The sequence below is a fragment of the Aquabacterium sp. T101 genome (genome assembly GCF_057219775.1).
Genome location: NZ_JBXVVZ010000001.1, coordinates 410,922 through 435,302 on the forward strand (window position 1 = coordinate 410,922; position 24,381 = coordinate 435,302).

A 24,381-nucleotide genomic window follows, 5' to 3' on the forward strand; every position below is an offset into this window, starting at 1 on the left:
CTCAGCCCTTGTGCTGGTCGGTGTAGGGCAGCAGCGCCAGGAAGCGCGCGCGCTTGATCGCCGACGTCAGCTGACGCTGGAAGAAGGCCCGGGTGCCGGTGAGGCGGGCCGGGGTGATCTTGCCGTTCTCGCCGACGAAGTCGCGCAGCGTGTCGACATCCTTGTAGTCGATCTGCTCGACGCCGGCGACCGTGAAGCGGCAGAAGCGCTTGCGACGGAACAGCAGCGACTGCTGGTTGCGACGGGGCTTGCGATCCTTCGAGAACTTGCCTTTACCGCGGGGTGGGGGCATGACGTGACTCCTTGATACCTTGAATGCGTTTGCTCAATCGAGCGCCGTGACGTGAAAGACCTGTCCGCGGCCGTTGCGACCGGCTGCCAGAAACCCCGAGAACATGCCCGGGTTGCCCAGCGCCATCGCACCGACCTGCCGCGTGATCGCCCCGATCGCCAGCGCCCGGATCTCCAGAGAGACCTTGCGCGGCTGCCCGTCCTCGCTGACCGTGGACTCGTGCCGTAGCAGCAGGTCCAGGGCCGGCAGACCGGCAGGGGTGTATCGCACGGCGCCGCGCTCCACGAGCGTCGCAGCCAGAACCAGCCGGTTCATCGCTGCGGCTCCCGGGTCGCGGCCGGCCCGGCTGTCAGGCGGCGGTCTCCTGCTGTGCCTTGCGAGCTTCCTCGCGTTCGACGTGCTTCATCATCACCGACGGGGCCGTCTCGGCCTTGTCCATTGCCACGGTCAGGTGGCGCAGGACCGCGTCGTTGAAGCGGAAGCCCGTCTCCAGTTCACCCAGGATCTCCTTGGTGCACTCGATGTTCAGGCAGAGGTAGTGGGCCTTGCCGAGCTTCTGGATCTGGTAGGCCAGCTGACGCCGTCCCCAGTCCTCGACCCGGTGCAGCTTGCCACCGCCAGCGGTGACAAGGCCCTTGTAGCGTTCCAGCATGGCCGGAACCTGTTCACTCTGATCCGGGTGGATCAGGAGAACGATCTCGTAATGACGCATTCGTGGCTCCTTGTGGATTCGGCCTGCAGGCGCAAAGCCTGCGGGCCCGGAAGCCGCCCTGCAGCGTCAACACGCAGGTGCGGCAAGGGGAAAGCCCGCGATTATAGCGGGCTTTCCTGGTGAGCCTGGCCGGGCCTAGGAGCGGGCCGCGAGGCGCTCCCAGGTGTCGACCACCGTGTCCGGGTTCAGGGAGAGGGAAACGATGCCTTCCTGGGCCAGCCACTGGGCGAAATCCGGGTAGTCGCTCGGGCCCTGGCCGCAGATGCCGACGTACTTGCCGGTGGCGCGGCAGGCCGCGATGGCCCGGGAGATCAGGGCGCGCACGGCCGGGTCGCGCTCGTCGAAGTCGCCGCTGAGCTGCTCGATGCCCGAGTCCCGGTCCAGACCGAGGGTGAGCTGGGTCAGGTCGTTCGAACCGATCGACATGCCGTCGAAGTGCTGCAGGAACTGGTCGGCCAGGATCGCGTTGCTCGGCACCTCGCACATCATGATCACGCGCAGGCCGTCCTGCCCGCGCTTGAGCCCCCGGTCGGCCAGCAGGGCCAGCACGCGCTCGGCCTGCTTCACGGTGCGCACGAAGGGCACCATGATCTCGACGTTGGTCAGGCCCATGTCGATGCGCACGCGCTTGAGGGCCTCGCACTCCATGCCGAAGGCGTCGCTGAAGTCGCCGCTGATGTAGCGGCTGGCCCCGCGGAAGCCCAGCATCGGGTTCTCTTCGTCGGGCTCGTAGCGGGCGCCCCCGATCAGCTTGCGGTACTCGTTGCTCTTGAAGTCCGACAGCCGCACGATCACCGGCTTGGGCCAGAACGCCGCCGCGATGGTGGCCACGCCCTCGGCCAGCTTGTCGACGTAGAAGGCGCGCGGGCTGGCATGGCCACGCGCGACGGACTCGACGGCCTTCTTCAGGTCGGCATCGATGTTGGGATAGTCCAGGATCGCCTTCGGATGCACGCCGATGTCGTTGTTGATGATGAACTCCAGCCGCGCCAGGCCGACGCCGGAGTTGGGCATCTGCGCGAACTCGAAGGCCAGCTGCGGGTTGCCCACGTTCATCGTGATCTTGATCGGGCAGTACGGCATCTGGCCGCGCTTGACCTCGGTCACCTCGGTCTCGAGCACGCCGTCGTACACGTAGCCGGTGTCCCCCTCGGAGCAGGCCACCGTCACCAGCGACCCGTCGGGCAGCGTCGACGTGGCGTCGCCGCAGCCCACCACGGCGGGAATGCCCAGTTCGCGCGCGATGATGGCGGCGTGGCAGGTGCGTCCGCCGCGGTTGGTGACGATCGCGCTGGCGCGCTTCATGATCGGCTCCCAGTTCGGGTCCGTCATGTCGGTGACGAGCACGTCGCCGGGCTGCACGCGGTCCATCTCGGCGGCGGACTTGACCAGCTTGACCGGCCCGGTGCCGATCTTCTGGCCGATCGCACGGCCTTCGGCGAGCACGGTGGTCTTGCTGCGGTCGCCGACGAGCTTGTAGCGATGCTCGACCTGCCCCGCCGCCTGGCTCTTCACGGTCTCCGGGCGGGCCTGCAGGATGTAGAGCTTGCCGTCGGCGCCGTCCTTGCCCCACTCGATGTCCATCGGGCGCCCGTAGTGCTTCTCGATGGCCACGGCATAGCGCGCGAGCTCCTGCACGTCGGCGTCGCTGAGCGAATAGCGGTTGCGCAGCTCCGGCGGGTTGTCCTCGGTCTTGACGAGCTTGCCTGTCGCGGCCTTCTCCTGCGCCGTGCTGAAGGTCATGCGCAGCAGCTTCGAACCGAGTGTGCGGCGGATCAGGGCGTTCTTGCCCTGCGCCAGCATCGGCTTGTGGACGTAGAACTCGTCCGGATTCACGGCGCCCTGCACCACCGTCTCGCCCAGGCCCCAGCTCGAGGTCACGAAGACCACGTCGGGGAACCCGGACTCGGTGTCGATCGTGAACATGACGCCCGCAGCGCCCAGGTCGGAACGCACCATGCGCTGGACCCCGGCCGACAGCGCGACATGCTCGTGGGCGAAGCCCTTGTGGACGCGGTAGCTGATGGCGCGGTCGTTATAGAGCGACGCGAACACCTCGCGCATCTTCTCCAGCACCTCGTCGATGCCGTGGACGTTGAGGAAGGTCTCCTGCTGGCCGGCGAAGGAGGCGTCCGGCAGGTCCTCGGCGGTGGCCGACGAGCGCACGGCGAACGTGGCTTCCGGGCTTCCGGCCACGAGGGCCGCGTAGGCCTCGCGCACCGCAGCCTCCAGCGCCGGCGGGAACGGCGCGTCATGCACCCAGGCACGGATCTCGGCGCCCGCCTCGGCCAGCGCCTTGACGTCGTCGACGTTCAGGCGCTGAAGGCGCGCGTTGATGCGCTCGGTCAGGCGGCTGTGCGCCAGGAACTCGCGGAAGGCATGCGCCGTGGTGGCGAACCCCCCGGGCACGCGCACGCCGGTGGCGGCCAGCTGGCTGATCAGTTCGCCGAGGCTGGCGTTCTTGCCGCCGACCACCTCGACATCCGTCATCCTCAGTTGTTCAAACGGTACGACCAGGGCGGTCGCCAGATTCGCTTGGGACATGGGAAGGCTCCGTAGCAATGAAAAATCGGGGCCGGCGGGTCGGAGCCGAGCGCTGCCACTCCGAAGGGGCGTTCGCTGGAAGAACCTGGGGAGGAGCGCATCGAGGCGTGCCGCGGCGTTTGGTCAGGGATTCTACGGGGCCTATCATCCGTTTCATGCCCAATCGCAGCGTCTTCTTCGTGTCGGATGGGACAGGCATCACGGCCGAGACCTTCGGCAACTCGATCCTGGCCCAGTTCGCCGCCAAGCCCCGCCATGTGCGGCGCCCGTTCGTCGACTCGCCCGACAAGGCCTGGAAGGTGGTCGAGGAGATCAACCGCACGGCCGCCCACGAGGGCCGGCGCCCGATCGTCTTCATCACCCTGGTCAACGACGAGGTGCGCTCGATCGTCACCGGGCCCGAGTGCCGCGGCCTGGTACTGGACATGTTCCGCACCTTCGTCGAGCCGCTGGAGGTGGAGTTCGGCGTCAAGAGCAACCATCGCGTGGGGCGCTTCTCCGACGCCGCCAAGAGCGAGGAGTACAACGACCGCATCGAGGCGATCAACTTCTCGCTCGCGCACGACGACGGCCAGAGCGCCAAGAACCTGGAGAGCGCGGACGTGATCCTGGTGGGCGTCAGCCGCAGCGGCAAGACGCCCACGTCGCTGTACCTGGCCATGCAGCATGGCGTGAAGGCGGCCAACTACCCGCTGATCCCCGAGGACTTCGAGCGCGGCCGGATTCCCGCGTCGCTGGCCCCGTTCAAGCACAAGTGCTTCGGGCTGACGATCGACCCCGACCGGCTGGCGCAGATCCGCAACGAGCGCCGCCCGGCCAGCAAGTACGCATCGCTGGAGAACTGCCGCTACGAGGTGGCCGAGGCCGAGCGCATGATGAAGCGCGAGGGCATCGCCTGGCTGTCGTCGACCCACAAGTCGATCGAGGAGATCGCCACCACGATCCTGCGCGACATCCGGCCCGACCGGCTGATCTACTGACCGGCCGGCGTCGAGGCTTCAGCGCCGGGGCGACGCCGGGCCGGCGACGAAGAAGCCGCGGCTTTCGCGGTTGAACTCGATGCGGGCTCCGTTGGCGCAGTCGACGCACCACCACACCGCGAGCGTGCCGTCGGGTTCGAGGCCCAGGGTGGCCAGTGCGGAGCCCGGGTCGGGCACCTCGACCAGGAAGCGCATCCGGGGCCGGTCGCGATGTGGCTCGACGATCGCCAGGAACAGCCCCTGCTCGCCACCGCATTGGCGATAGGCGCCGACGAACGCCAGCTGAGGCCGGCCACTGCCGTCGAACGAGCCCTCGAGGAAGAAGGTCTGCGATGCGGCCACGCCCGACGCGGCCGGCCCCGGCAAGGCCTGTGCGAGCAACTCGCGGCTGAAGGCCTCGGCCGCGCACCACTGGGGATGCAGGCGCCGGATCGGCACGCCCCGCACGGTCTGCGAGCGCGGCTGCCAGCGGGCCCGCAGCCACCAGGGGTCGATGGCCGGCTCCGCCGCCACCACGAGCAATTCGTCGGCCGCCGCCCGGGCCACTGGCGCCTGCAGGAACGCGACGGCCCACAGCGCTGCCGCGGCGAGGCGAAGCATGTGCGTCAACATGGCGGAGTTCCCGAGCGGGTCGCGTAGAGGCAGATCGCCGCGGCCGCCGCCACGTTGAGCGACTCCTCGCCGCCGGGTTGGGGGATGCGCAGGGCGCGGGCGCACAGGGCCGCCACGTCCGGTGCGACGCCCTGCCCTTCGTGGCCGAAGACCCAGGCGCAGGGAAACGGCGGCGGGTGCACGTCCAGGGCCTGCTCGGCGTGGGAGCTGGCCATCACCAGGGGGACACCCAGCGTGGCCAGGGCCGCTGGCGACGCTCCCTCGATCAGGTCCAGCCCGAAGTGCGCCCCCATGCCGGCGCGCAGCACCTTGGTGGACCACAGCCCGGCCGTGCCTTCGAGCGCGATCACCTGACCGAAGCCGAGTGCGGACGCGGTGCGCAGGATGCTGCCCACGTTGCCGGCATCCTGCACCCGGTCGAGCACGACGCTGGCCCGGCCCGGCCGGACCGACGGCGCCTCGGCCATGTCGACCAGAAAGCCGATGCCGGTGCTCGAACCCAGGGCCGTCAGCCCGCCGAACAGGCGGTCGGAGACCCGGGCCACGCGGGGCGCCCAGTGGGCCAGCTCGCGCAGCGCGGGCCGCTCCCAGGCGCTCTCGCTGATCACGGACTGGCCGACGAGCCGGGCACGCCGGCGCGCGGCGTCGCACAGGTGCTCGCCCTCCACCCAGACCGCGCCGTCGTGGCGGTAATGGGTGCCCTGTCGCGCCAGCCGCCGCACGCGCACGAGCAGCGGGTTGTCGCGCGAAGTGATGTCGGTCACCGGGCTCATGGCATGGCCTTGGCGCGATTCAGGCCTGCGGGCTGGCGGCCATGGCCGCACGCACGGGGGCGAAGCTGCGCCGGTGCGCCGGGCAGGCGCCATGGGCCCTCAACGCGGCCAGATGGGCCGGCGTCGGATAGCCCTTGTGGGTGGCGAAGCCGTAGGCGGGATGGTCCCCATCAAGGGCCGTGAGCAGCGCGTCGCGATGCACCTTGGCCACAATGGACGCGGCAGCGATCACCGGCACCCGGTCGTCGCCGCGCACCACCGCCTCGGCGGGTGCCCTCAACCGGGGCAGCCGATTGCCGTCCACCAGCACCAGGGTCGGGGGCAGGCGCAGGCCTTCCACGGCGCGCTGCATCGCAAGCATCGTCGCTGCCAGGATGTTCAGGCGGTCGATCTCCTCGACCGAGGCCTCGGCCACGCTCACGCACAGCGCCTTGGCCCGGATCTCGGCGTCCAGACGCTCGCGCGTCGCCTCACCGAGCTTCTTCGAATCGCGCAGACCCCGCACCGGGTGCAGGTCGTCCAGGATCACGGCGGCGGCCACCACCGGCCCGGCCAGCGGGCCGCGGCCGACCTCGTCCACCCCGGCGATCAGGCCGGGCCCGGACCAGTGCAGCGCCAGCTGCTCAGGCGCCCTGGAGGATCTTCTCGATGGCATCGGTGGCCGTCCGGGCGGTGTCGCGGCGCAACAGCGCATGCAGGTCGCGAAAGCGCGCCTGCACCGTTGCGGCCCGCTCGGGCGCGTCGAGCCAGGCCAGCACGTCGTCGGCCAGCCGCTGCGGCGTGGCCGCCGACTGGATGCGCTCGGGCACGACGAAGTCCTCGCACAGGATGTTGGGCAGGCCGACCCAGGGCTGCAGCTGCATTCGCTTCATGATCTGCCACGACACGGGGTGCATTTTGTAGGCGATCACCATCGGGCGCTTGAACAGCGCCGCCTCCAGCGTGGCCGTGCCGCTGGCGATCAGGGTCACGTCGCACGCGGCCAGGGCCTCGTGCGAGCGACCGTCCAGCAGTTGCAGCGGCACCTGCGGCGCATGGCGCGCCACCAGGGGGTCGATCAGGCCGCGCAGGCCGGGGACCACCGGCAGGACAAAGCGCAGGTCGGGGCGGGCCCGAGCCAGGCAGGCCGCCGCCGCCAGGAAGGTCGGCGCGATGGCCGCGATCTCCGAACGTCGGCTGCCCGGCAGCAGGGCCACCACCGAAGCGTCCCGGTCCAGGCCGAGCGCCGCCCGGGCGGCGTCGCGCGGAGGGTCGTCGGGGATGGTGTCGGCCAGCGGATGGCCGACGTAGGTGGCTCGGATGCCGTGACGCGCCAGCAGTGCCGGCTCGAACGGAAACAGGCACAGCACGTGGTCCGTGCTGTGCGCAATCGTCTCGACGCGACCGGGCCGCCAGGCCCAGATCGACGGGCACACGAAGTGCGCCGTCGGGATGCCCTTCGACCGCAGGCGGGCCTCGAGCCCGAGGTTGAAGTCGGGCGCATCGACGCCGATGAACAGGTCCGGCGGATCGGCCACCAGCCGGTCGCCCAGCGCGTCGCGGATGCCCTTGATCTCGCGGTAGTGGCGCAGTACCTCCACGTAGCCGCGCACCGCGAGCTTGTCGTGCGGCCACCAGGCGTCGAAGCCCGCCGCCGCCAGCCGCGGGCCACCGATGCCGAAGGCCCGGGCCTGCGGCCAGCGCTGGCGCAGGCCCGCCAGCAGCAGCCCGCCGAGCAGGTCGCCGGACGCCTCGCCGGCCACCAGGCCGAAGGCCGGCGCAACCGGCACGGCGGCCAAGGTGCTCACGTCAACGCGCGATGCCGCGCGTGGCGGCGGCGAGGAAGTCGAGCATCATGCGGATGTCGACGTCGCCACCCTCCACCGTGCCCGCCAGGGCGCCGATGGCCGACTTGGCCTGGTCCAGCGTCAGGCCGTCGCGATAGAGCAGCCGGTGCATCTGCTTGACCTGCGCGATGCGCTCGCGCGAAAAGCCGCGCCGGCGCAGGCCCTCGATGTTGAAGCCGCTGACGCCCAGCGGGTGGCCGGCGGCCATCATGAACGGCGGCACGTCCTGCGACACGTGGCTCTGGAAGCCCGTCATCGCATGGGCGCCGATCTTGCAGAACTGGTGCACGCCGGTGAGGCCGCCGACGATCACCCAGTCGCCGATGTGGACGTGACCTGCCAGCGTGGCGTTGTTGGCCAGGATGGTGCGGTGGCCCACCTGCACGTCGTGCGCGATGTGGACGTAGGCCATGACCCAGTTGTCGTCGCCCAGCCGCGTGGTGCCGGCGTCCTGCGTGGTGCCGCGGTTGAAGGTGCAGAACTCGCGGATCGTGTTGCGGTCGCCGATGACCAGCGACGTGGGCTCGCCGCGGTACTTCATGTCCTGTGGCGCACCGCCCAGCACGGCATGGGCATGGATGCGGTTGTCGCGGCCGATGACGGTCGGCCCCTCGATGACGGCATGGGGCCCGATCGAGGTGCCCGCGCCGATCCGCACACCGTTGCCGATCACGGCGTACGGCCCGACGCTCACGCCGTCGAGCTCGGCGCCGGCATCCACCAGCGCGGTGGGATGGATCGTGTTGCTCACGCCACCTTGCGCATCGTGCACATCAGCTCGGCTTCCACCGCGACCTCCGTGCCCACGCTGCCCGTGCCCTTGAACTTGTAGATGCCGGCCTTGGCACGCTCGAGCACGACCTCGAACACCAGCTGGTCACCGGGTTCGACCGGGCGCTTGAAGCGGGCACCGTCGATACCGGCGAAGTAGAACACCGACTTGTCATCGAGGGTTACGCCGACCGTCTCGATCGACAGCAGCGCGGCCACCTGCGCCATTGCCTCGAGCATCATCACGCCCGGCATCACGGGCCGGTGCGGGAAGTGGCCGGTGAAGTACGGCTCGTTCATCGTGACGTTCTTCAGCGCCTTGATGCGCACGCCCTTCTCGAGCTCCAGCACGCGGTCGACCAGCAGGATCGGGTACCGGTGCGGCAGCCGCTCGAGAATCTTGTGGATGTCCATCGTCATCAGGCGAACCTCTTCTCCAGCGCACGCAGCCTCTCTCGAAGCGCATGCAACTGCCGCAGGGTGGCGGCGTTCTTCTCCCAGGACGCATTGTCGTCGATGGGAAACATGCCGCTGTACTGGCCCGGCTTCAGGATCGACCGGCTGACGACCGATGCCGCAGTGATGTGGACATGGTCCGCCAGCTCGAGGTGCCCGAGCACGATGGCGCCACCGCCGATGGTGCAGTGGCGGCCGATGCGGGCGCTGCCCGCGACGCCGACGCATCCCGCCATCGCGCTGTGCGCCCCGACATGCACGTTGTGGCCGATCTGGATCAGGTTGTCGAGCTTCACGCCGTCCTCGATGACCGTGTCGTCGAGCGCGCCGCGGTCGATGCAGGTGTTGGCACCGATCTCGACGTCGTTGCCGATGCGCACCGCGCCCAGCTGCGCGATCTTGATCCAGCGGCCCTCGTGGGGGGCGAAACCGAAGCCGTCGGCGCCGATCACCACCCCGCTGTGCACGATGCAGCCGCTGCCGATGACGCAGCGCGCGCCCAGCGTCACGCGGTCGGCGATGCGCGTGCCCGGCCCGACGACCGTGTCGCGCCCGATGTAGCACAGGGCACCGATGACAGCGTCGTCGGCCACGCGGGCCCCCACCTCGACCACGGCGCTGGGGTGGATCCGGGGTGCGGCCCGGGTATCGGCTGCGGCATCGGCCTCGGCCCACCACTGGGACAGATCTGCGTAGTACAGGTAGGGGTCGGCCGTGACGATGGCCGAGACTGCCGGGGGCACGGCGTCGCTCAGGGCCGGGGGCACGATCACGCAGCCTGCGCGCAGGCCTTCCAGCCTGGACTTGTACCGGGGATGCGAGACGAAGGTGATGTGCGACGGGCCGGCCGTGTCGATCGGCGCGATCCGGTCGATCGGACGCGAGGCGTCTCCCAGCACGTCGCCGCCGAGCCGCGCGGCGATCTCGGCGACGGTGGTGCGCATCGCCCGCCGCTTCAGGCCGTCACTTGCCGGCGTTGAGCGCGTCGATCACCTTCTTGGTGATGTCGACCCGCGGGCTCCAGTGCACGGCGTCCTGCACGATCAGGTCGTACTTCTCCTGATCGAAGATCTGCTTGATGACCTTGTTGGCGCGGTCGACCACCGACGCGAGCTCCTCGTTCTTGCGCTGGTTCAGGTCTTCCTGGAACTCGCGGCGCTTGCGCTGGAACTCGCGGTCCTGCTCGACGAGGTCGCGCTGGCGGCGGTTGCGCTCGGACTCGGACAGCGTCGGAGCGTCCTTCTCCAGCTTGTCGGCAGCGGCCTTGAGTCGGGCGGCCTGGTCGGCCAGGTCCTTCTCGCGCTTGCCGAACTCCGCCTCCAGCTTGGCCTGGGCGGCCTTGGCGGGGTTGGCCTCGCGAAGCACCCGCTCGCTGTTCACGTACCCGATCTTGAGCTCCTGCGCCTGCACCGCCGGAGCAGCGCCGGCCACCAGGGCCACGGCGCAGAGGTATTTCCACATGTTCATCAGAATGCGGTGCCGATCTGGAATTGGAACTTCTCGATTCTATCGCTGGGCTGCTTCTTCACCGGCGTGCCCCAGCTCAGCTTGAGCGGGCCCACCGGGGAAATCCAGGACAGGCCGATGCCTGCCGAGGCCCGAATGCTGTCGCCGGTGATCTTCTCGCTTTCGCCCCACACGTTGCCGGCATCCATGAAGCCGAACAGACGCAGGCTCTTGTCGGTGCCCGTGCCTGGAACGGGCACGTACAGCTCTGCGTTGACATTGAGCCGGCGATTGCCACCGATGTAGTTGTTGGTGACGTCCACCACGCCGAGCGAACCCTGCTCGAAGACGCGCACCGAGCCGAGGCCGCCACCGTAGAAGTTCTTGAAGATCGGGTACGGCTTGCCGCCCAGGCCCTTGCCCCAGCCGACCTCGGCGTTCACGCCGAGCGTGAAGCGGGAGGTCAGGGGGATGTACTGCTGGAACTGCAGATTGGTGCGCACGTAGCGCACGTCGCCACCGATCGACCATTCGACGTTGGCGCGCTGGTAGCGCCCGGTCGTGGGAGAGATGATGCTGTCGCGCTGGTCGCGGGCCCAACCGATGGTCAGCGGCACCGACATGCTGCTGGCACCGTAGAGCTCGCGGTAGTCGCGATAGCTCTTGTTGGTGACCTCGCCGTTGATGCGCGTCTGCTCGACGCCGATGCCGAAGAACACCGTGTCGAAGTCCGAGAACGGCACGCCGAAGCGGATCGTGGCGCCGGGCGTGGCCAGCTCGTACTCCGCCCCCTGCGAATTGATCGGCTTGGTCGTGCGGTAGTACAGGTCGATCGCGCGGGAAATGCCGTCGATCGTCCAGTAGGGGTCGACCGTGGACAGCACCAGATTGCGGTTCGACGAGCTGGTATTGAACTCGACGCCCAGGTAGTTGCCGGAGCCGAAGACGTTCTCCTGCTTGATCGACGCCGTGAAGCTCAGCTTGTCGCTGCTCGAGTAGCCCGCGCCCACCAGCAGGTTGCCGGTCGGGCGCTCGACGACCTTGACCGTCAGGTCGACCTGGTCGGGGCTGCCGGGCACTTCCTCGGTGTCGACATTGACTTCCTTGAAGTACCCGAGCCGGTCGACCCGATCGCGCGACAGCTTGATGCGGTTGCCGTCGTACCAGGCCGACTCGAACTGGCGGAACTCGCGGCGGATGACTTCGTCGCGGGTCCGATCGTTGCCGGCCACGTTGATGCGGCGCACGTAGACGCGGCGCTGCGGATCGGCATTGAGCACCACCACGACCTGCCCGGCCGCGCGGTCGATCTCGGGCCGGGACTCGGTGCGGGCGAAGGCATAACCGAACTGGCCGAAAAGTTCGCCAAACCGCTTGGACGTGGCGGCCACGTCGGCGCTGCGGTACGGATCGCCCGGCTTGATCTGCACCTGCCGGCGGAAGTCCTCCTCGCGCCCGAGGTAGTCTCCTTCCAGGCGCACCGCGGTCACGGTGTAGGGCTGGCCCTCGCGCACCGAGATCGTGATGCTGATCTCCTGCTTGTCCGGCGAGATCGTCACCTGCGTCGACTCAACCTCGAACTCAAGATAGCCGCGGTTGGTGTAGTGGGCCCGCAGCGCTTCGAGGTCGGCATTGAGCTCGCTGCGCGAATAGCGGTCCGACTTGGTGTACCAGGTGAGCCAGCCGCTCGTGGTGCGCCCCATCAGGCCCAGCAGCGTGCTCTCGGAGAACGCCTTGTTACCGACGATGCGGATGTCGCGGATCTTGGCCGACTCGCCCTCCGTCATCGTGAACACCACGTTGACCCGGTTGCGCTCCAGCGGCGTGATGGTCGTAGAGACCTCGGCACCGTACAGGCTCTTGGACAGGTACTGGCGCTTGATCTCCTGCTCGGCGCGGTCCACCAGGGCACGGTCGAAGGGCAGGCCTTCGCCGATGCCGGAGTCCTTCAGCGCCTTGAGCAGGGTGTCGCTGTCGAACTCCTTCAGGCCGACGAAGCTCACGTTGGCGATGATGGAGCGCTCTTCGACGATGACGATGACCACCTTGCCGTCGATCTCGATGCGCACGTCCTTGAACAGGCCCGTCGCGAACAGCGCTCTCAGTGCGGCGGCGCCCTTCTCGTCCGTGTAGGTGTCCCCGTTGCGGAACGGCAGCGAGGCAAACACGGTGCCGGGATCGGTACGCTGAAGGCCTTCGACACGGATGTCGATGATGGAGAACGGGTCGGCCGCGAGGGCCAGCGGCGTTGCAGCCGCCGAGGCCACGGCGACGATGCAGGCAGCCACAGGGCGCAAGGGAAAGAGGGCGTTGAGTGGCAGCATCGGGATCGGACGCATGGGCGAGGCGCCGCGTCAGTGCAGGCCCAGCAGGCGGGCGACGTCGTTGGAAAGGGCCAGGGTCATCATCAGCAGCAGCACCAGCGCGCCACCACGTTGCAGCCACCGGAGCCACATCTCGGACACCGGGCGGCCGGTGAGCCCCTCGAAAAGATAATACATGAGGTGCCCGCCATCGAGCAGCGGCACCGGCAGCAGGTTCAGCACCCCCAGCCCGACGCTGACCAGGGCCAGGAACCCGAGGTAATAGGAGACGCCCCGCTCGGCCGATTGCCCGGCGTAGTCGGCGATCGTGATCGGGCCGGACAGGTTCTTCAGCGAGGCTTCGCCGACGATCATGCGGCCGAACATCTTGAGGGTCAGCACCGACTGCTCCCAGGTCAGCGAGGCCCCACGGGCCAGACCGTCGAGCAGCCCCTTGCGCACGGTCACCGTCTCGGGCAGGACCTTGCCGACGATGGCGTCGATGCGGCCGATGCGCTGACCGCCGTCGGTGAGCACGCGCGGAGTCACGACGATCTCCAGCGTGCGCCCCTGGCGCTCGACCGACCAGGTCATCGGGCGCGCCTCGCCGTCAGGGCCGAGCTTGCGGATCCGGCTGCGAAGCTGGTGCGCGTCGAGGACGGGCTCGCCGTCCACCCGCAGCACGCGGTCGCCGGTCTGCAGTCCGGCACGGGCCGCCGGACCACCGGCGATGGGCTCGCCCATCACGGCCGGCGCGAACGGCGGTGGCAGGCCGACCACCCGGCTCAGGAAGCTGCTGTCGACGTCGCCCCGGTCGACGCGGTCGAGGTCGAGCGTGACCCGGCGCAGGCCGCGGCCGGTGGCGTCCGACACTTCCACCAGGAGCGGCTCGCGGTCGATCGCAGCCTGCATCACCTGCCAGCGGAAGTCGGTCATCGAGTGGACCTCAGTGACCTCGGCCGACATCGAGCCGGCCGGGGCCGTGGCCCGGACCCAGTCGCCCGACCGCAGGCCCGCCCGCTCGGCCAGGCTGCCGGCGGCCGGCGCCGACAGCACCGCCTTGGGTTCGTCGATGCCGATCCAGTTCTGCGTCGCGTACAGCAGCACCGCCAGCACGAGGTTGGCCGCCGGGCCGGCTGCGACGATGGCGGCACGCTGGCGCAGGGGCTTGGTGTTGAACGCGAGATGCCGGTCGCCCGGGGACACCGGGTCCTCGCGTTCGTCGAGCATCTTCACGTAGCCACCCAGGGGCAGCGCCGCCAAGACGAACTCGGTGTCGTCGGGGGTTCGCTGGTAGCGCCACAGCACGCGGCCGAAGCCGACCGAGAAGCGCAGCACCTTGACGCCACAGGCCCGCGCCATGCGGTAGTGGCCCCATTCGTGCACGACGATCAGCACGCCCAGCGTGACCAGGAAGGCCAGCACGGTGGTCACGGCACTCATCGGCGCCACCCCGCGATCAGACTCTTCGCATGCCGGCGAGCCCGCGCTTCCAGGGCCAGCAGGTCGCCCAGGGACGCCGCGTCGCCGGCGCCCGGCACTACGGCTTCGATCGTGCCGGCGTTGACACGGTGGATGTCGGTGAAGCGGATGGCGCCGTCGAGAAAGGCGGCCACCGCCTCCTCGTTGGCCGCATTGAGCACGGCCGTGCTGCCCTCGGGACCCTGCAGCGCGTCCCAGGCCAGGAACAGGCCGGGGAAGCGCACGCGGTCGGCCGCCTCGAAGCTCAGGTCGCGCAGGCTGGCGAAGTCCAGCGGCTCGGCGCCGGAAGCCACCCGGTCCGGGTAGGCCAGGCCATAGGCGATCGGCACCCGCATGTCGGGCGTGCCGAGTTGCGCCAGCACGGAATGATCACGACACACCACCATCGAGTGGATCACGCTTTGCGGGTGGATCACCACCCTCACCTGCGCGGGCGCCAGGTCGAACAGCCAGCGCGCCTCGATCACCTCGAGCGCCTTGTTCATCATCGTGGCCGAGTCGACCGAGATCTTGCGCCCCATGACCCAGTTGGGATGCGCCACCGCCTGGTCCGGCGTGACGTCGTGGAGCGTGTCGGCCGCGCGTTGCCGGAAGGGCCCTCCCGACGCGGTGAGCACGATGTGGTCGATGCGCTGGGCCCAGGCCGCGCGATCCGCGGGCAGGCACTGGTGGATCGCGGAATGCTCGCTGTCGATGGGCAGCAGGGTCGCGCCGCCCGCCTGCACCGCTTCGATGAAGAGCCGGCCTCCCACGACCAGCGCCTCCTTGTTGGCCAGCAGCAGCCGCTTTCCGGCCCGAGCCGCCGCGAGACAGGACTCCAGGCCCGCGGCGCCGACGATGGCCGCCATGACCGTGGTCACGTCCGGGTGCGCCGCCACCTCGGCCAGGGCCGGCGCTCCGCTGAGCACCCGGGTGCCGACGCCCTGGTCGCGCAGGCGAGTCTGCAGGGCCGACGCGGCCGCGGCTTCGCCCAGCACCGCGAAGGCCGGACGGAACTTCAGGCACTGCTGCTCGAGCAGATCGGCCCGACGCTGGGCCGTCAGCGCGAAGACCTCGAACCGGTCAGGGTGGCGCCCGATCACGTCGAGCGTATTGACACCGATGGAGCCGGTGGCGCCCAGAACGGCGATGCGCTGGCGATCCGCGCTCACAGCGCCCCCAGGGCCATGGCGGCCGGCAGCACGGGCAGCAAGGCGTCGACCCGGTCGAGCACGCCGCCGTGACCGGGCAGCAGCCGGCTCGAGTCCTTGGCTCCGGCGGCGCGCTTGACGAGCGACTCGAACAGGTCGCCCATCACGCTCAGGCCGGTCAGCGCGGCACACGCGAGCGCCAGGCCCGGCCAGCCGGCGCGCTCGTGCACATGCGCGAAGAGGCTGCCGCCACCGGCCGCGACCGACCCGTCGACGAACGTGAGCCAGACCACGGCCAGCACGGCAACACCGACCATGCCACCGGCGACGCCTTCCCAGGTCTTGCCCGGGCTGATCGACGGCGCGAGCTTGCGCCGGCCGAAGGTGCGGCCGGCGAAATAGGCACCGATGTCGGCCACCCACACCACGCACAGCGCCGACAGCACGAAGTTGATCGACAGGGCGCGCGCCTGCGCCAGCGCCAGCCACGCGGCCCACAGCACCACCAGCCCCACCAGCAGGCGCAGCGGTGCCGGCCAGCGCGGCCAGGCCTTGGGCCCCCCGCGCAGCGCGAGGGCACCGAACACCAGCCACAGGGCGGTGACGGCCCACCAGGTGCCCGGTGCCACCCGAGAGACAGCGGCAGTGTGCAGGGCCCAGGCGCCGGCCAGGGCCAGCAGCAGGCCCGGGCCGATGGCGGCCACCGCGGCCACGCCGTTCAGGCGCGCCCATTCCCATCCGGCCGCAGCGATCAGCACCAGGCTCAGGGCCGCGAACGGCCAGACCACGGGAGCGAACAGGGCCGGAAGCAGCAAGGCCAGCAGCACGACGGCGGTGATCACGCGCTGCAGCAGCATGGACCCGGCGTGCCGATCAGGCCGTCGCCGCTTGCACGGCCGCCGGCTCCGGCAGACGGCCGCCGAACCGGCGCTCGCGCTCGCGGTAGCTGGCGATCGCGGCGTCGATCTGCTCGGGGCCGAAATCGGGCCACAGGCAGTCGGTGAAGTAAAGCTCCGAGTAGGCCACCTGCCAGAGCAGGAAGTTGCTGATGCGGACCTCGCCACCGGTGCGGATGAACAGGTCGGGGTCGGGCGCGTAGCTCATCGCCATGCGGCGCGACAGGCAGTCCTCGTCCAGGTCCTCGGCACGGATGCCGTCCTTCATCGCGCGCCGCGCCGCCTGGACCACGTCCCAGCGGCCGCCGTAATTGAACGCCACCGACAGGGTGATCCGCGTGTTGTGGGCCGTCACGCTCTCGGCATGGTCCCAGGCCTCGCGCACCTTGTCGGCCACCGCATCGCGGTCGCCGACGATGCGGATGCGCACGCCCTCGTCCGACAGCTTCATCAGGTACTTGGACACCGCCACCAGCACCAGGCCCATGAGCCCGGACACCTCGTCCGACGAGCGCTTCCAGTTCTCGCTGGAGAACGCGAACACCGTCAGGTACTCGATGCCCCGGTCGGCGCAACTGCGCACCGTGCGCACCAGCGCATCGACGCCCTGCTTGTGACCGAAGAACCGCGGCATGAAGCGGCGCTTGGCCCAGCGGCCGTTGCCGTCCATCACGATCGCCACGTGGCGTGGCATGCTGGGGTCGCGCTGCACCGGGTTCGGGCTCAGACCGCGAGGATCTCGGCTTCCTTGGCCTTGATCAGGCGGTCGATCTCGGCGACGACGCCGTCGGTCAGGCGCTGGACGTCGTCCTGCGCGCGGCGCTCCTCGTCCTCGGCCACCGCCTTGTCCTTGAGCAGCTTCTTCAGGTACTCGTTGGCGTCGCGGCGCACGTTGCGCACCGCGACCTTGCCTTCCTCGCCGGCATGCCGCACCACCTTGGTCAGCTCCTTGCGGCGCTCCTCGGTGAGCGCGGGCATCGGCACGCGCAGCAGGTCGCCCTGGGCGCTCGGATTCAGCCCGAGGTCGCTCTCGCGGATCGCCTTCTCGATCTTGGGGCCCATGCCCTTCTCCCAGGGCTGCACGCTGATCGTGCGCGCGTCCAGCAGGCTCAGGTTGGCCACCTGGCTCAGCGGCACCATGGAGCCGTAGTACTCGACGTGCACCTGATCCAGGATGCCGGGGTGGGCTCGGCCGGTGCGGATCTTGTTCAGCTCGTTCTTGAGCGCCTCGACCGACTTGGCCATGCGGGCCTCGGCGTTCTTGCGGATGTCGGCAATGGTCATGTCAGCAGTCTCCAGCCTGCAGCGCGGGTCACACGTGGACCAGCGTGCCTTCGTCCTCGCCCATGACGACGCGCTTGAGCGCACCGGGCTTGACGATCGAGAACACCTTGATGGGCAGCTTCTGGTCCCGGCACAGCGCGAACGCGGTGGCGTCCATCACCTGCAGGTTCTTGGAAATGGCCTCGTCGAAGCCGATGGTCGCATAGCGGCGGGCCTGCGGATCCTTCTTCGGGTCGGCCGTGTAGACGCCGTCGACCTTGGTCGCCTTGAGCACGATCTCCGCACCGACCTCGGCCCCGCGCAGGGCGGCGGCGGTGTCGGTGGTGAAGAAGGGGTTGCCCGTGCCCGCGGCGAACACGACGACCTTGCCTTCTTCCAGGTACTGCAGCGCCTTCGGCCGCACATAGGGCTCGACCACCTGCTCGATGCCGATGGCGCTCATCACGCGGGCCGTCATCCCCTCCTGGCGCATCGAGTCGGCCAGGGCCAGGGCGTTCATCACGGTGGCAAGCATGCCCATGTAGTCGGCGGTGGCCCGGTCCATGCCTACAGCCCCGCCGGCCACGCCGCGGAAGATGTTGCCTCCGCCGATCACCACGGCCACCTCGACGCCGAGTTCGGTGATCTCCTGCACCTCCCGCACCAGCCGCACGATCGTCGAGCGATTGATGCCATAGGCATCGTCGCCCATGAGCGCTTCACCCGAAAGCTTGAGCAGGATGCGTTTGTAGGCCGGCATGCGTTGGTTCGAAGCTGAGGAGAGGCCCCGAGTTTAAGGGCCGGGCCGCCCTGCCCCCGGCCCGCGTGGTCCGGGGGCCTGGATCACTGCCCCTTGGCAGCCGCCACCTGGGCCGCCACCTCGGCCGCGAAGTCGTCCTGCTTCTTCTCGATGCCTTCGCCCACAACGTAGAGCGTGAAGCCCTTCACCGAGGTGCCGGCGGCCTTGAGCATCTGCTCGACCGTCTGCTTGCCGTCGGCGGCCTTCACGAACACCTGGTTCAGCAGCGAGACTTCCTTCAGGAACTTCTGCACCGAGCCCTCGACCATCTTGGCGACGATGTCGGCCGGCTTGCCGCTCTCGGCCGCCTTCTCGGTAGCGATCTTGCGTTCCTTGTCGACCACCTCGGCCGGCACGTCACCCTGCGACAGGGCGGCGGGCTTCATCGCCGCCACGTGCATGGCCACGTCCTTGGCCGCCGTGGCGTCGCCGTCGAACTCCACCACCACGCCGATGCGGGTGCCGTGCAGGTAGTGGGCCAGCTTGCCGCCACCCGCATAGCGCTTGAAACGCCGGATCGACATGTTCTCGCCGATCTTGCCGATCAGGCCCTTGCGCACGTCTTCGAGCGTGGGGCCGAAGCCGTCCTGGCTGTAGGACAGGGCCGACAGCGCAGCCACGTCGGCGGGCGCATGCTGGGCCACCAGCGACGCGGCGGCCTTGGCGAACGCGAGGAAGGAATCGTTCTTGGAGACGAAGTCGGTCTCGCAGTTGATCTCCACCAGGGCTCCGGTGGTGCCGTCCACGGCGGCGGCGACGACGCCCTCCGCGGTGATGCGCGAAGCGGCCTTGCCGGCCTTGTTGCCGAGCTTGACGCGCAGGATCTCCTCGGCGCGCTCCATGCTGCCGTCGGCTTCGGTCAGTGCCTTCTTGCACTCCATCATCGGCGCGTCGGTCTTGGCGCGCAGTTCTGCCACCATGCTGGCGGTGATTGCAGGCATTGCTGATAACTCCTGGAAAACTGGAAAAAAGGGGCCTCGACGTGCCCCTTGTTCAAGGACGCGGGGGCGCTCAGGCCTCCTCGCGGACCTCGACGAACTCGTCGCCACCCGCAGCGGCCTGGACCACCTCGGACGTCGCGTTGGCCTTGCCCTCGAGCACCGCATCGGCGACCGAGCGGGCATACAGCGCCACGGCCTTGGCCGAGTCGTCGTTGCCGGGGATGATGTAGTCGATGCCCTCGGGCGAGTGGTTCGAGTCCACCACGCCGATCACCGGGATGCCCAGCTTCACGGCCTCGGCCACGGCGATCTTGTGGTAGCCGACGTCGATCACGAAGATGGCGTCCGGCAGGGCGTTCATGTCGGCGATGCCGCCGATGTCCTTCTCGAGCTTGGCGATCTCGCGCTGGAACATCAGCGCTTCCTTCTTGATCGCGGGCTGGGTGCCGGCCTCGACCTGGGCGTTCATGTCCTTGAGCTTCTTCAGCGAGCCCTTGACCGTCTTGAAGTTGGTGAGCATGCCGCCCAGCCAGCGCTGGTCCACGAAGGGCATGCCGGCGCGACGGGCTTCCGTGGCGATCACTTCACGCGCCTGGCGCTTGGTGCCCACCATCAGCACGGTGCCGCGCTTCTGGGCCAGCTGGCGGATGAACTTCATCGCGTTCTCGAAGAGCGGCTGCGTCTTCTCGAGGTTGATGATGTGGATCTTGTTGCGATGGCCGTAGATGTACGGGGCCATCTTGGGGTTCCAGAAGCGGGTCTGGTGTCCGAAATGGACGCCGGCTTCCAGCATTTCACGCATCGACACGGGCATAAGGGCTCCGAAGGTTGGTTCTAGAATCCGGCGCGAATCGTGGGCCCGCCAATCTCGTCGGCAAGCGACCACGACACCTTTCGAGGGCCGGTTCGCGATTGGTTTGTCCCGAAACAGGGTTTGTGCCGGGAAAAACCGCCGAATTGTAGCACCCGGGAATCCGATGCCGACCGATCTCACTGCCGCCGCCCTCGAACGCCAGTCGGGCCGCCTGACCGCCGCGCACGCACTGGAAGCCTGCCTGGCGCAGGCGGACAGCCCCGCCGCCCGTCACGCCTTCGTCCGGCGCTTCGATGCACAGGCCCGGGCTGCGGCCGGCACGGCCTCGGCCCACACGCCGCTGGCCGGGCTGGCGGTATCGGTCAAGGACCTCTTCGACGTCGAGGGGCAGCCGACGACCGCCGGCTCGGCGTCCCTGGCGGATGCCGCGCCGGCCCTTCGCGACGCACCGGCCGTGGCCCGCCTGCGCCGAGCCGGCGCCGTGCTGGTCGGCCACACCAACCTGACCGAGTTCGCCTACTCGGGCGTGGGCATCAACCCGCACCATGGCACGCCGGCCAATGTGGCCACCGCGGCGCTCGATGCGCGCCCGCGCATCCCGGGCGGCTCCACCTCGGGCGGCGCGGTCTCGGTGGCCTGCGGCGCGGCCTGGGCGGCACTGGGCTCGGACACCGGCGGCTCGATCCGCATCCCGGCCGCCCTGCAGGGCCTGGTGGGATTCAAGAACACGGCGCGGCTGACGCCGACCGAGGACTGCATCCCCTTGTCGGTGACGCTCGACACGGCCTGCGCCATCACCCTGTCGGTGCGCGACGCGGTGCGTCTGCACGAGGTGCTGGCCGAGCGGAAGGTGGCCCTGGATCGCCGGCCTCTGGAGCAGTGGCGTCTCGCGCTGCCCCGAACCCTGATGCTCGACGAACTGGAGCCGGCGGTGGCGCAGGCGTTCGGGAGCGCGGTCGACGCCCTGCGAGCGGCTGGTGCCGACATCGTCGAGGTCGACCTGCCGGTGCTGATCGACATGGGCTCGGGCTTGCGCACCGGCGGCATTTCGGCCGCGGAGAGCTGGGCCTGGCACCACGAGCGGCTGCGTCGCTTCGAAGCTCTCTACGACCCGCGCGTGGCCCTGCGCATCCGCCGCGGAGAGGCCATCGGCGAAGCGGGGCTGGCAGCCCTGCTGTCGGAACGGCGGAGCTGGATCGCCCGGGTCGAGGCCGCGCTGGCGGGCTTCGATGCGCTGCTGTCGCCGACGGTGCCGATCGTCGCGCCCCCGATCGCCGATCTGGCCGACGATGCGCGGTTCTTCGACGTCAACGGGCGGCTGCTGCGCAACCCTTCGATGGTCAATCTGCTGGACGGCTGCGCCCTGTCGCTGCCCTGCCACCGGGCCGGGGACTGGCCGGTCGGCATGATGGTGTGGGGTCCGGCCCTGGCCGACGACCGCGTGCTGTCGGTGTCGCTGGCCGTCGAGGCCGCACTGACCCGCCATCGAGGTGCGGCCTGATGCGCGTGGCAGTCATCGGCGCGGGCATCGTCGGCATCACGACGGCACATGCGTTGCTCGAGGACGGCCACGAGGTGACGGTGTTCGAACGCCAGGGCAGCGTCGCGACCGAGGGCAGCTTCGCCAACGCGGGCTTCCTGGCGCCGGGCTACGTGACGCCCTGGGCGGCCCCGGGCATGGCCGCCAAGGTGCTGGGGCAGATGTTCAGTCGCGACGCAGCCGTGCGCCTGGCCGGGCTGCCGGGGCCGTCCCTGACGGCGTGGCTGTGGCGCTGGTGGCGTGCATGCCACCCGCAGCGCTATGCCGCCAGCCGCGGCGCCATGCTGGCCCTGGCCCGGGACAGCCAGCAGCGCACGCGCGCGGTGGCGGCGGCCAACGGCATCGACCACGAGCAGTCCCAGGGAGTGCTGGTGCTGCTGCGCGGCGACCGCGAGGTGGCGCAGACGCGGGCGGGCCTGAAGGTGCTGGCCGAGCTCGGCGTCAACTTCCACCTGGTCGGGCCCGAGGTTTGCCGCCAGATCGAGCCGGCGCTCGAGGCCGGAACGGACCTGAAGGCGGGCATCCATCTGCCAGACTCCGAGTCCGGCAACTGCCGCCAGTTCGCCCTCGAGCTGAAGGCGGCACTGCAGCGTCGCGGGGTGCAGTTCCACTTCCACCACATTGTGCGGTCGATCGACTCGGCGGCGGGCTCGGTCACCCTGCTCGTGCAGGGCACGACGCCGGACGCCACCGAGGACATCGCACCGCCGGCGGCGCCACGCCAGGCCGCCTTCGACGCGGCCGTGGTGTGTGCAGCGACCGGTGCCCCCGCGTTGCTGCCGAGCCTGCGCCTGCCGGTGCAGGCCGTGCACGGCTACTCCGTCACCCTGCCGGTGCGCCGCCACGACGGCTATCCGGACATGGCTCCCCGGGCGGCCCTGATGGACGAGCGCTTCAAGGTGGCCATCACGCGCCTGGGCGAGCGGGTCCGGGTGGCGGGCAGCGCCGAGCTGGGGGGCGATGGCCGCACGCTGCGCCCCGCGGCCCTGGCCACGCTGTACCGCGTGCTCGAGGACTGGTTCCCGGCCGCGGTCCGCCAGACCGGCAGCGCGCAGACCTGGAAGGGTGCGCGACCGATGCTGCCCGACGGCCCCCCGGCCATCGGGGCGGCCAGCCTGCCGGGTGTCTGGGTCAACACCGGGCATGGCTCGAGCGGCTGGGCGCTGGCTTGCGGCAGTGCCCGGTTGCTGGCCGACCTGATGGGCGACCGCGCGCCGGCGGTCGATCCGACGCCGTTCTCGCCCCGCCGCTGGCGCGGCGCATGATCCGGCCGTGATCGTCGACATCCCTCCCGGCACACCGCAGCAGGTGCTGCACGACGCTGCGGCCACGCGCCGCATCGAGGCCGCAGCGGCCGGCGCGCTGCCGGCCGGGACGCTGATGCAGCGAGCCGGCGAGGCGGTGGCACGACTCACGCTGGCACTGGCGCCTACCGCGCGCCATGTGTGGGTGCTGTGCGGTCCCGGCAACAACGGCGGCGACGGCTTCGAGGCGGCGCTGTGGCTGCACCGGGCCGGCTGGCAGGTCCATGTGACCGACCGTGGCGACCCCGCGCGCCGACCGGCCGATGCCGCCGCCGCATTCGCACGCGCGGCGGCCGCCGGAGTGCCCATCCATGCCGAACCACTGGCCGGGCCGGTGCCGGTGGCGATCGACGCCCTCTTCGGCCTGGGCGGCTCGCGACCGCCGGGTCCCGAGTTCACGGACCTGATCAACCGCTTCAATGCCGTCGAGGGGCCCCGCCTGGCCGTGGACCTGCCGAGCGGGCTCGATGCCGATACGGGGCTCGCCGCCGGCGTGGCGGTGCGGGCGACGGACACGCTGTCGCTGTTGACCCTGAAGCCCGGCCTGTTCACCGCGGCCGGTCGCGACCACGCCGGACGGATCTGGCTCGACGACCTGGACTCGGCGTCCGCGCGGCTGACCGAGCCGGCGACGGCCCGCACGGTCGGGCCCGAAAATCTGTCCGCCACGCGCCGTGCGCGCGGGCATCAGGCGCACAAGGGCAGCTTCGGCGACGTGCTGGCGGTGGGCGGCGCGCCGGGCATGGTGGGTGCGCTTCGCCTCGCGGCCCGTGCAGCCCTGGCCGGCGGCGCTGGCAGGGTCTATGCCTGCGCGCTGGACCCGGCAGCCTACCTGGAGGACGCAATATCGCCCGAGGTGATGTGGCGACCGCTGGCCTGGGCCACGGCACCCGAGCGCACGGGGCTGACGGTCGTGGCCGGCTGCGGCGGCAGCGACCGGATCGCCGGCGTGCTGCCCGCGATGCTGTCGCGCGCGCCCAGGCTCGTGCTCGACGCCGACGCCCTGAACGCGATCGCCGGCGACACGGCCCTGCAGCACCTGCTGGCAGGCCGGGCCGGCCGCGGCCTTCAGACCGTGCTGACGCCGCATCCGCTCGAAGCGGCGCGCCTGCTGGGGCAGGCCTCGGCCGGCGCCGTCCAGGCCGACCGGCTGGCGGCGGCGCGGTCGATCGCCGACCGCTTCGAATGCACCGTGCTGCTCAAGGGCTCGGGCACGGTCATAGCGGGGCCGGGCGAGACGACCGCCATCAACACCACCGGCAACGCGCGGCTCGCGACGGCCGGGTCCGGCGACGTGCTGGCCGGCTGGCTGGCGGGGCTGTGGTCGAGCGCGCAGGCCGCAGCGCCGGCCGTTTCGGGCTTCGGCGCGGCCGCGGCGGCGGCCTACGAGCACGGACTGGCCGCCGGCCCCGGCCCGGCCACGGCCCTGCCCCTGACGGCGTCGGCCCTGCTGCGGCGCCTGGCCGCGGACTGACGTCCGCCTCCAGCGCGGCGCCC

At 70.2% G+C, this 24,381-nt stretch carries 25 protein-coding genes; 4 read left to right on the forward strand and 21 right to left on the reverse strand.

The window, feature by feature from the left end; translation table 11 throughout:
• Position 1: 1 nt before the first annotated feature.
• The 4 genes from rpsR to ppsA all read right to left on the reverse strand — a co-directional run bounded on the left by rpsR (position 2) and on the right by ppsA (position 3,548).
• Positions 2 to 292, reverse strand: a complete 291-nt coding sequence (gene rpsR, locus AC2EAQ_RS01905) for a 30S ribosomal protein S18 (protein ID WP_484640007.1) — start codon at positions 290 to 292, stop codon at positions 2 to 4.
• Positions 293 to 325: 33 nt separating this feature from the next.
• The gene (priB, locus tag AC2EAQ_RS01910) at positions 326 to 607 is read right to left on the reverse strand and encodes a primosomal replication protein N (protein ID WP_484640008.1); all 282 of its coding nucleotides are present in this window, start codon (positions 605 to 607) and stop codon (positions 326 to 328) included.
• 34 nt (positions 608 to 641) lie between these two features.
• The gene (gene rpsF / locus AC2EAQ_RS01915; protein ID WP_484640010.1) at positions 642 to 1,004 is read right to left on the reverse strand and encodes a 30S ribosomal protein S6; all 363 of its coding nucleotides are present in this window, start codon (positions 1,002 to 1,004) and stop codon (positions 642 to 644) included.
• Positions 1,005 to 1,139: 135 nt separating this feature from the next.
• Positions 1,140 to 3,548 carry a phosphoenolpyruvate synthase gene (gene ppsA, locus AC2EAQ_RS01920; protein WP_484640011.1) on the reverse strand — a complete coding sequence of 803 codons (2,409 nt, stop codon included), beginning with the start codon at positions 3,546 to 3,548 and terminating at the stop codon, positions 1,140 to 1,142.
• 155 nt (positions 3,549 to 3,703) lie between these two features.
• On the opposite strand from ppsA, the gene ppsR reads away from it, so the two are divergent.
• Entirely contained in the window at positions 3,704 to 4,528 is an 825-nt protein-coding gene (ppsR, locus tag AC2EAQ_RS01925) for a posphoenolpyruvate synthetase regulatory kinase/phosphorylase PpsR (RefSeq protein WP_484640012.1), read from the forward strand.
• Positions 4,529 to 4,546: 18 nt separating this feature from the next.
• Here the strand turns inward: ppsR and AC2EAQ_RS01930 are convergent, their stop codons facing one another.
• The 17 genes from AC2EAQ_RS01930 to rpsB form a co-directional block, all read right to left on the reverse strand.
• Positions 4,547 to 5,128, reverse strand: coding sequence for a hypothetical protein (locus AC2EAQ_RS01930; RefSeq protein ID WP_484640013.1), 582 nt, complete (start codon positions 5,126 to 5,128; stop codon positions 4,547 to 4,549).
• Between the two features lie 5 nt (positions 5,129 to 5,133).
• Positions 5,134 to 5,913: a TrmH family RNA methyltransferase gene (locus AC2EAQ_RS01935; RefSeq protein WP_484640014.1), complete on the reverse strand. Its 780-nt coding sequence runs from the start codon at positions 5,911 to 5,913 to the stop codon at positions 5,134 to 5,136.
• 19 nt (positions 5,914 to 5,932) lie between these two features.
• On the reverse strand, positions 5,933 to 6,568 hold the full coding sequence (gene rnhB, locus AC2EAQ_RS01940; RefSeq protein ID WP_484640015.1) for a ribonuclease HII: 636 nt from the start codon (positions 6,566 to 6,568) through the stop codon (positions 5,933 to 5,935).
• Positions 6,537 to 7,700: a lipid-A-disaccharide synthase gene (lpxB, locus tag AC2EAQ_RS01945; protein ID WP_484640016.1), complete on the reverse strand. Its 1,164-nt coding sequence runs from the start codon at positions 7,698 to 7,700 to the stop codon at positions 6,537 to 6,539. The genes rnhB and lpxB overlap by 32 nt, the downstream gene beginning before the upstream one ends.
• Before the next feature lies 1 nt (position 7,701).
• Positions 7,702 to 8,490, reverse strand: a complete 789-nt coding sequence (gene lpxA, locus AC2EAQ_RS01950) for an acyl-ACP--UDP-N-acetylglucosamine O-acyltransferase (RefSeq protein WP_484640017.1) — start codon at positions 8,488 to 8,490, stop codon at positions 7,702 to 7,704.
• Entirely contained in the window at positions 8,487 to 8,924 is a 438-nt protein-coding gene (fabZ, locus tag AC2EAQ_RS01955) for a 3-hydroxyacyl-ACP dehydratase FabZ (protein ID WP_484641134.1), read from the reverse strand. The genes lpxA and fabZ overlap by 4 nt, the downstream gene beginning before the upstream one ends.
• Before the next feature lie 5 nt (positions 8,925 to 8,929).
• A complete protein-coding gene (gene lpxD, locus AC2EAQ_RS01960; RefSeq protein ID WP_484640018.1) occupies positions 8,930 to 9,910 on the reverse strand; it encodes a UDP-3-O-(3-hydroxymyristoyl)glucosamine N-acyltransferase in 981 nt (326 codons plus the stop codon).
• A 19-nt stretch (positions 9,911 to 9,929) separates the two neighbouring features.
• The gene (locus AC2EAQ_RS01965) at positions 9,930 to 10,433 is read right to left on the reverse strand and encodes an OmpH/Skp family outer membrane protein (protein WP_484640019.1); all 504 of its coding nucleotides are present in this window, start codon (positions 10,431 to 10,433) and stop codon (positions 9,930 to 9,932) included.
• The gene (gene bamA / locus AC2EAQ_RS01970) at positions 10,433 to 12,736 is read right to left on the reverse strand and encodes an outer membrane protein assembly factor BamA (protein ID WP_484640021.1); all 2,304 of its coding nucleotides are present in this window, start codon (positions 12,734 to 12,736) and stop codon (positions 10,433 to 10,435) included. The genes AC2EAQ_RS01965 and bamA overlap by 1 nt, the downstream gene beginning before the upstream one ends.
• 30 nt (positions 12,737 to 12,766) lie before the next feature.
• Entirely contained in the window at positions 12,767 to 14,158 is a 1,392-nt protein-coding gene (gene rseP / locus AC2EAQ_RS01975; RefSeq protein ID WP_484640023.1) for an RIP metalloprotease RseP, read from the reverse strand.
• Positions 14,155 to 15,348, reverse strand: a complete 1,194-nt coding sequence (locus tag AC2EAQ_RS01980; RefSeq protein WP_484640024.1) for a 1-deoxy-D-xylulose-5-phosphate reductoisomerase — start codon at positions 15,346 to 15,348, stop codon at positions 14,155 to 14,157. The genes rseP and AC2EAQ_RS01980 overlap by 4 nt, the downstream gene beginning before the upstream one ends.
• Complete coding sequence (locus tag AC2EAQ_RS01985) at positions 15,345 to 16,184, reverse strand: phosphatidate cytidylyltransferase (protein ID WP_484640026.1); 840 nt, start codon at positions 16,182 to 16,184, stop codon at positions 15,345 to 15,347. The genes AC2EAQ_RS01980 and AC2EAQ_RS01985 overlap by 4 nt, the downstream gene beginning before the upstream one ends.
• Positions 16,185 to 16,200: 16 nt before the next feature.
• Positions 16,201 to 16,917, reverse strand: a complete 717-nt coding sequence (gene uppS / locus AC2EAQ_RS01990) for a polyprenyl diphosphate synthase (RefSeq protein WP_484640028.1) — start codon at positions 16,915 to 16,917, stop codon at positions 16,201 to 16,203.
• 29 nt (positions 16,918 to 16,946) lie between these two features.
• Positions 16,947 to 17,507, reverse strand: coding sequence for a ribosome recycling factor (frr, locus tag AC2EAQ_RS01995; protein WP_484640029.1), 561 nt, complete (start codon positions 17,505 to 17,507; stop codon positions 16,947 to 16,949).
• Positions 17,508 to 17,535: 28 nt separating this feature from the next.
• On the reverse strand, positions 17,536 to 18,246 hold the full coding sequence (gene pyrH / locus AC2EAQ_RS02000) for a UMP kinase (RefSeq protein ID WP_484640030.1): 711 nt from the start codon (positions 18,244 to 18,246) through the stop codon (positions 17,536 to 17,538).
• Between the two features lie 83 nt (positions 18,247 to 18,329).
• Positions 18,330 to 19,226 carry a translation elongation factor Ts gene (gene tsf / locus AC2EAQ_RS02005; protein WP_484640031.1) on the reverse strand — a complete coding sequence of 299 codons (897 nt, stop codon included), beginning with the start codon at positions 19,224 to 19,226 and terminating at the stop codon, positions 18,330 to 18,332.
• Positions 19,227 to 19,296: 70 nt separating this feature from the next.
• A complete protein-coding gene (gene rpsB, locus AC2EAQ_RS02010) occupies positions 19,297 to 20,040 on the reverse strand; it encodes a 30S ribosomal protein S2 (protein ID WP_484640032.1) in 744 nt (247 codons plus the stop codon).
• 163 nt (positions 20,041 to 20,203) lie between these two features.
• Between rpsB and AC2EAQ_RS02015 the strand changes: the two genes are divergently transcribed.
• Genes AC2EAQ_RS02015 through AC2EAQ_RS02025 form a run of 3 tightly spaced genes read left to right on the forward strand, consistent with a single transcriptional unit; the run spans position 20,204 to position 24,358 of the window.
• Complete coding sequence (locus tag AC2EAQ_RS02015) at positions 20,204 to 21,541, forward strand: amidase (RefSeq protein WP_484640033.1); 1,338 nt, start codon at positions 20,204 to 20,206, stop codon at positions 21,539 to 21,541.
• Positions 21,541 to 22,845, forward strand: a complete 1,305-nt coding sequence (locus tag AC2EAQ_RS02020) for an FAD-dependent oxidoreductase (RefSeq protein WP_484640034.1) — start codon at positions 21,541 to 21,543, stop codon at positions 22,843 to 22,845. Before AC2EAQ_RS02015 ends, AC2EAQ_RS02020 begins: the two co-directional genes overlap by 1 nt.
• 7 nt (positions 22,846 to 22,852) lie before the next feature.
• The gene (locus AC2EAQ_RS02025; RefSeq protein WP_484640035.1) at positions 22,853 to 24,358 is read left to right on the forward strand and encodes an NAD(P)H-hydrate dehydratase; all 1,506 of its coding nucleotides are present in this window, start codon (positions 22,853 to 22,855) and stop codon (positions 24,356 to 24,358) included.
• Positions 24,359 to 24,381: the final 23 nt, after the last annotated feature.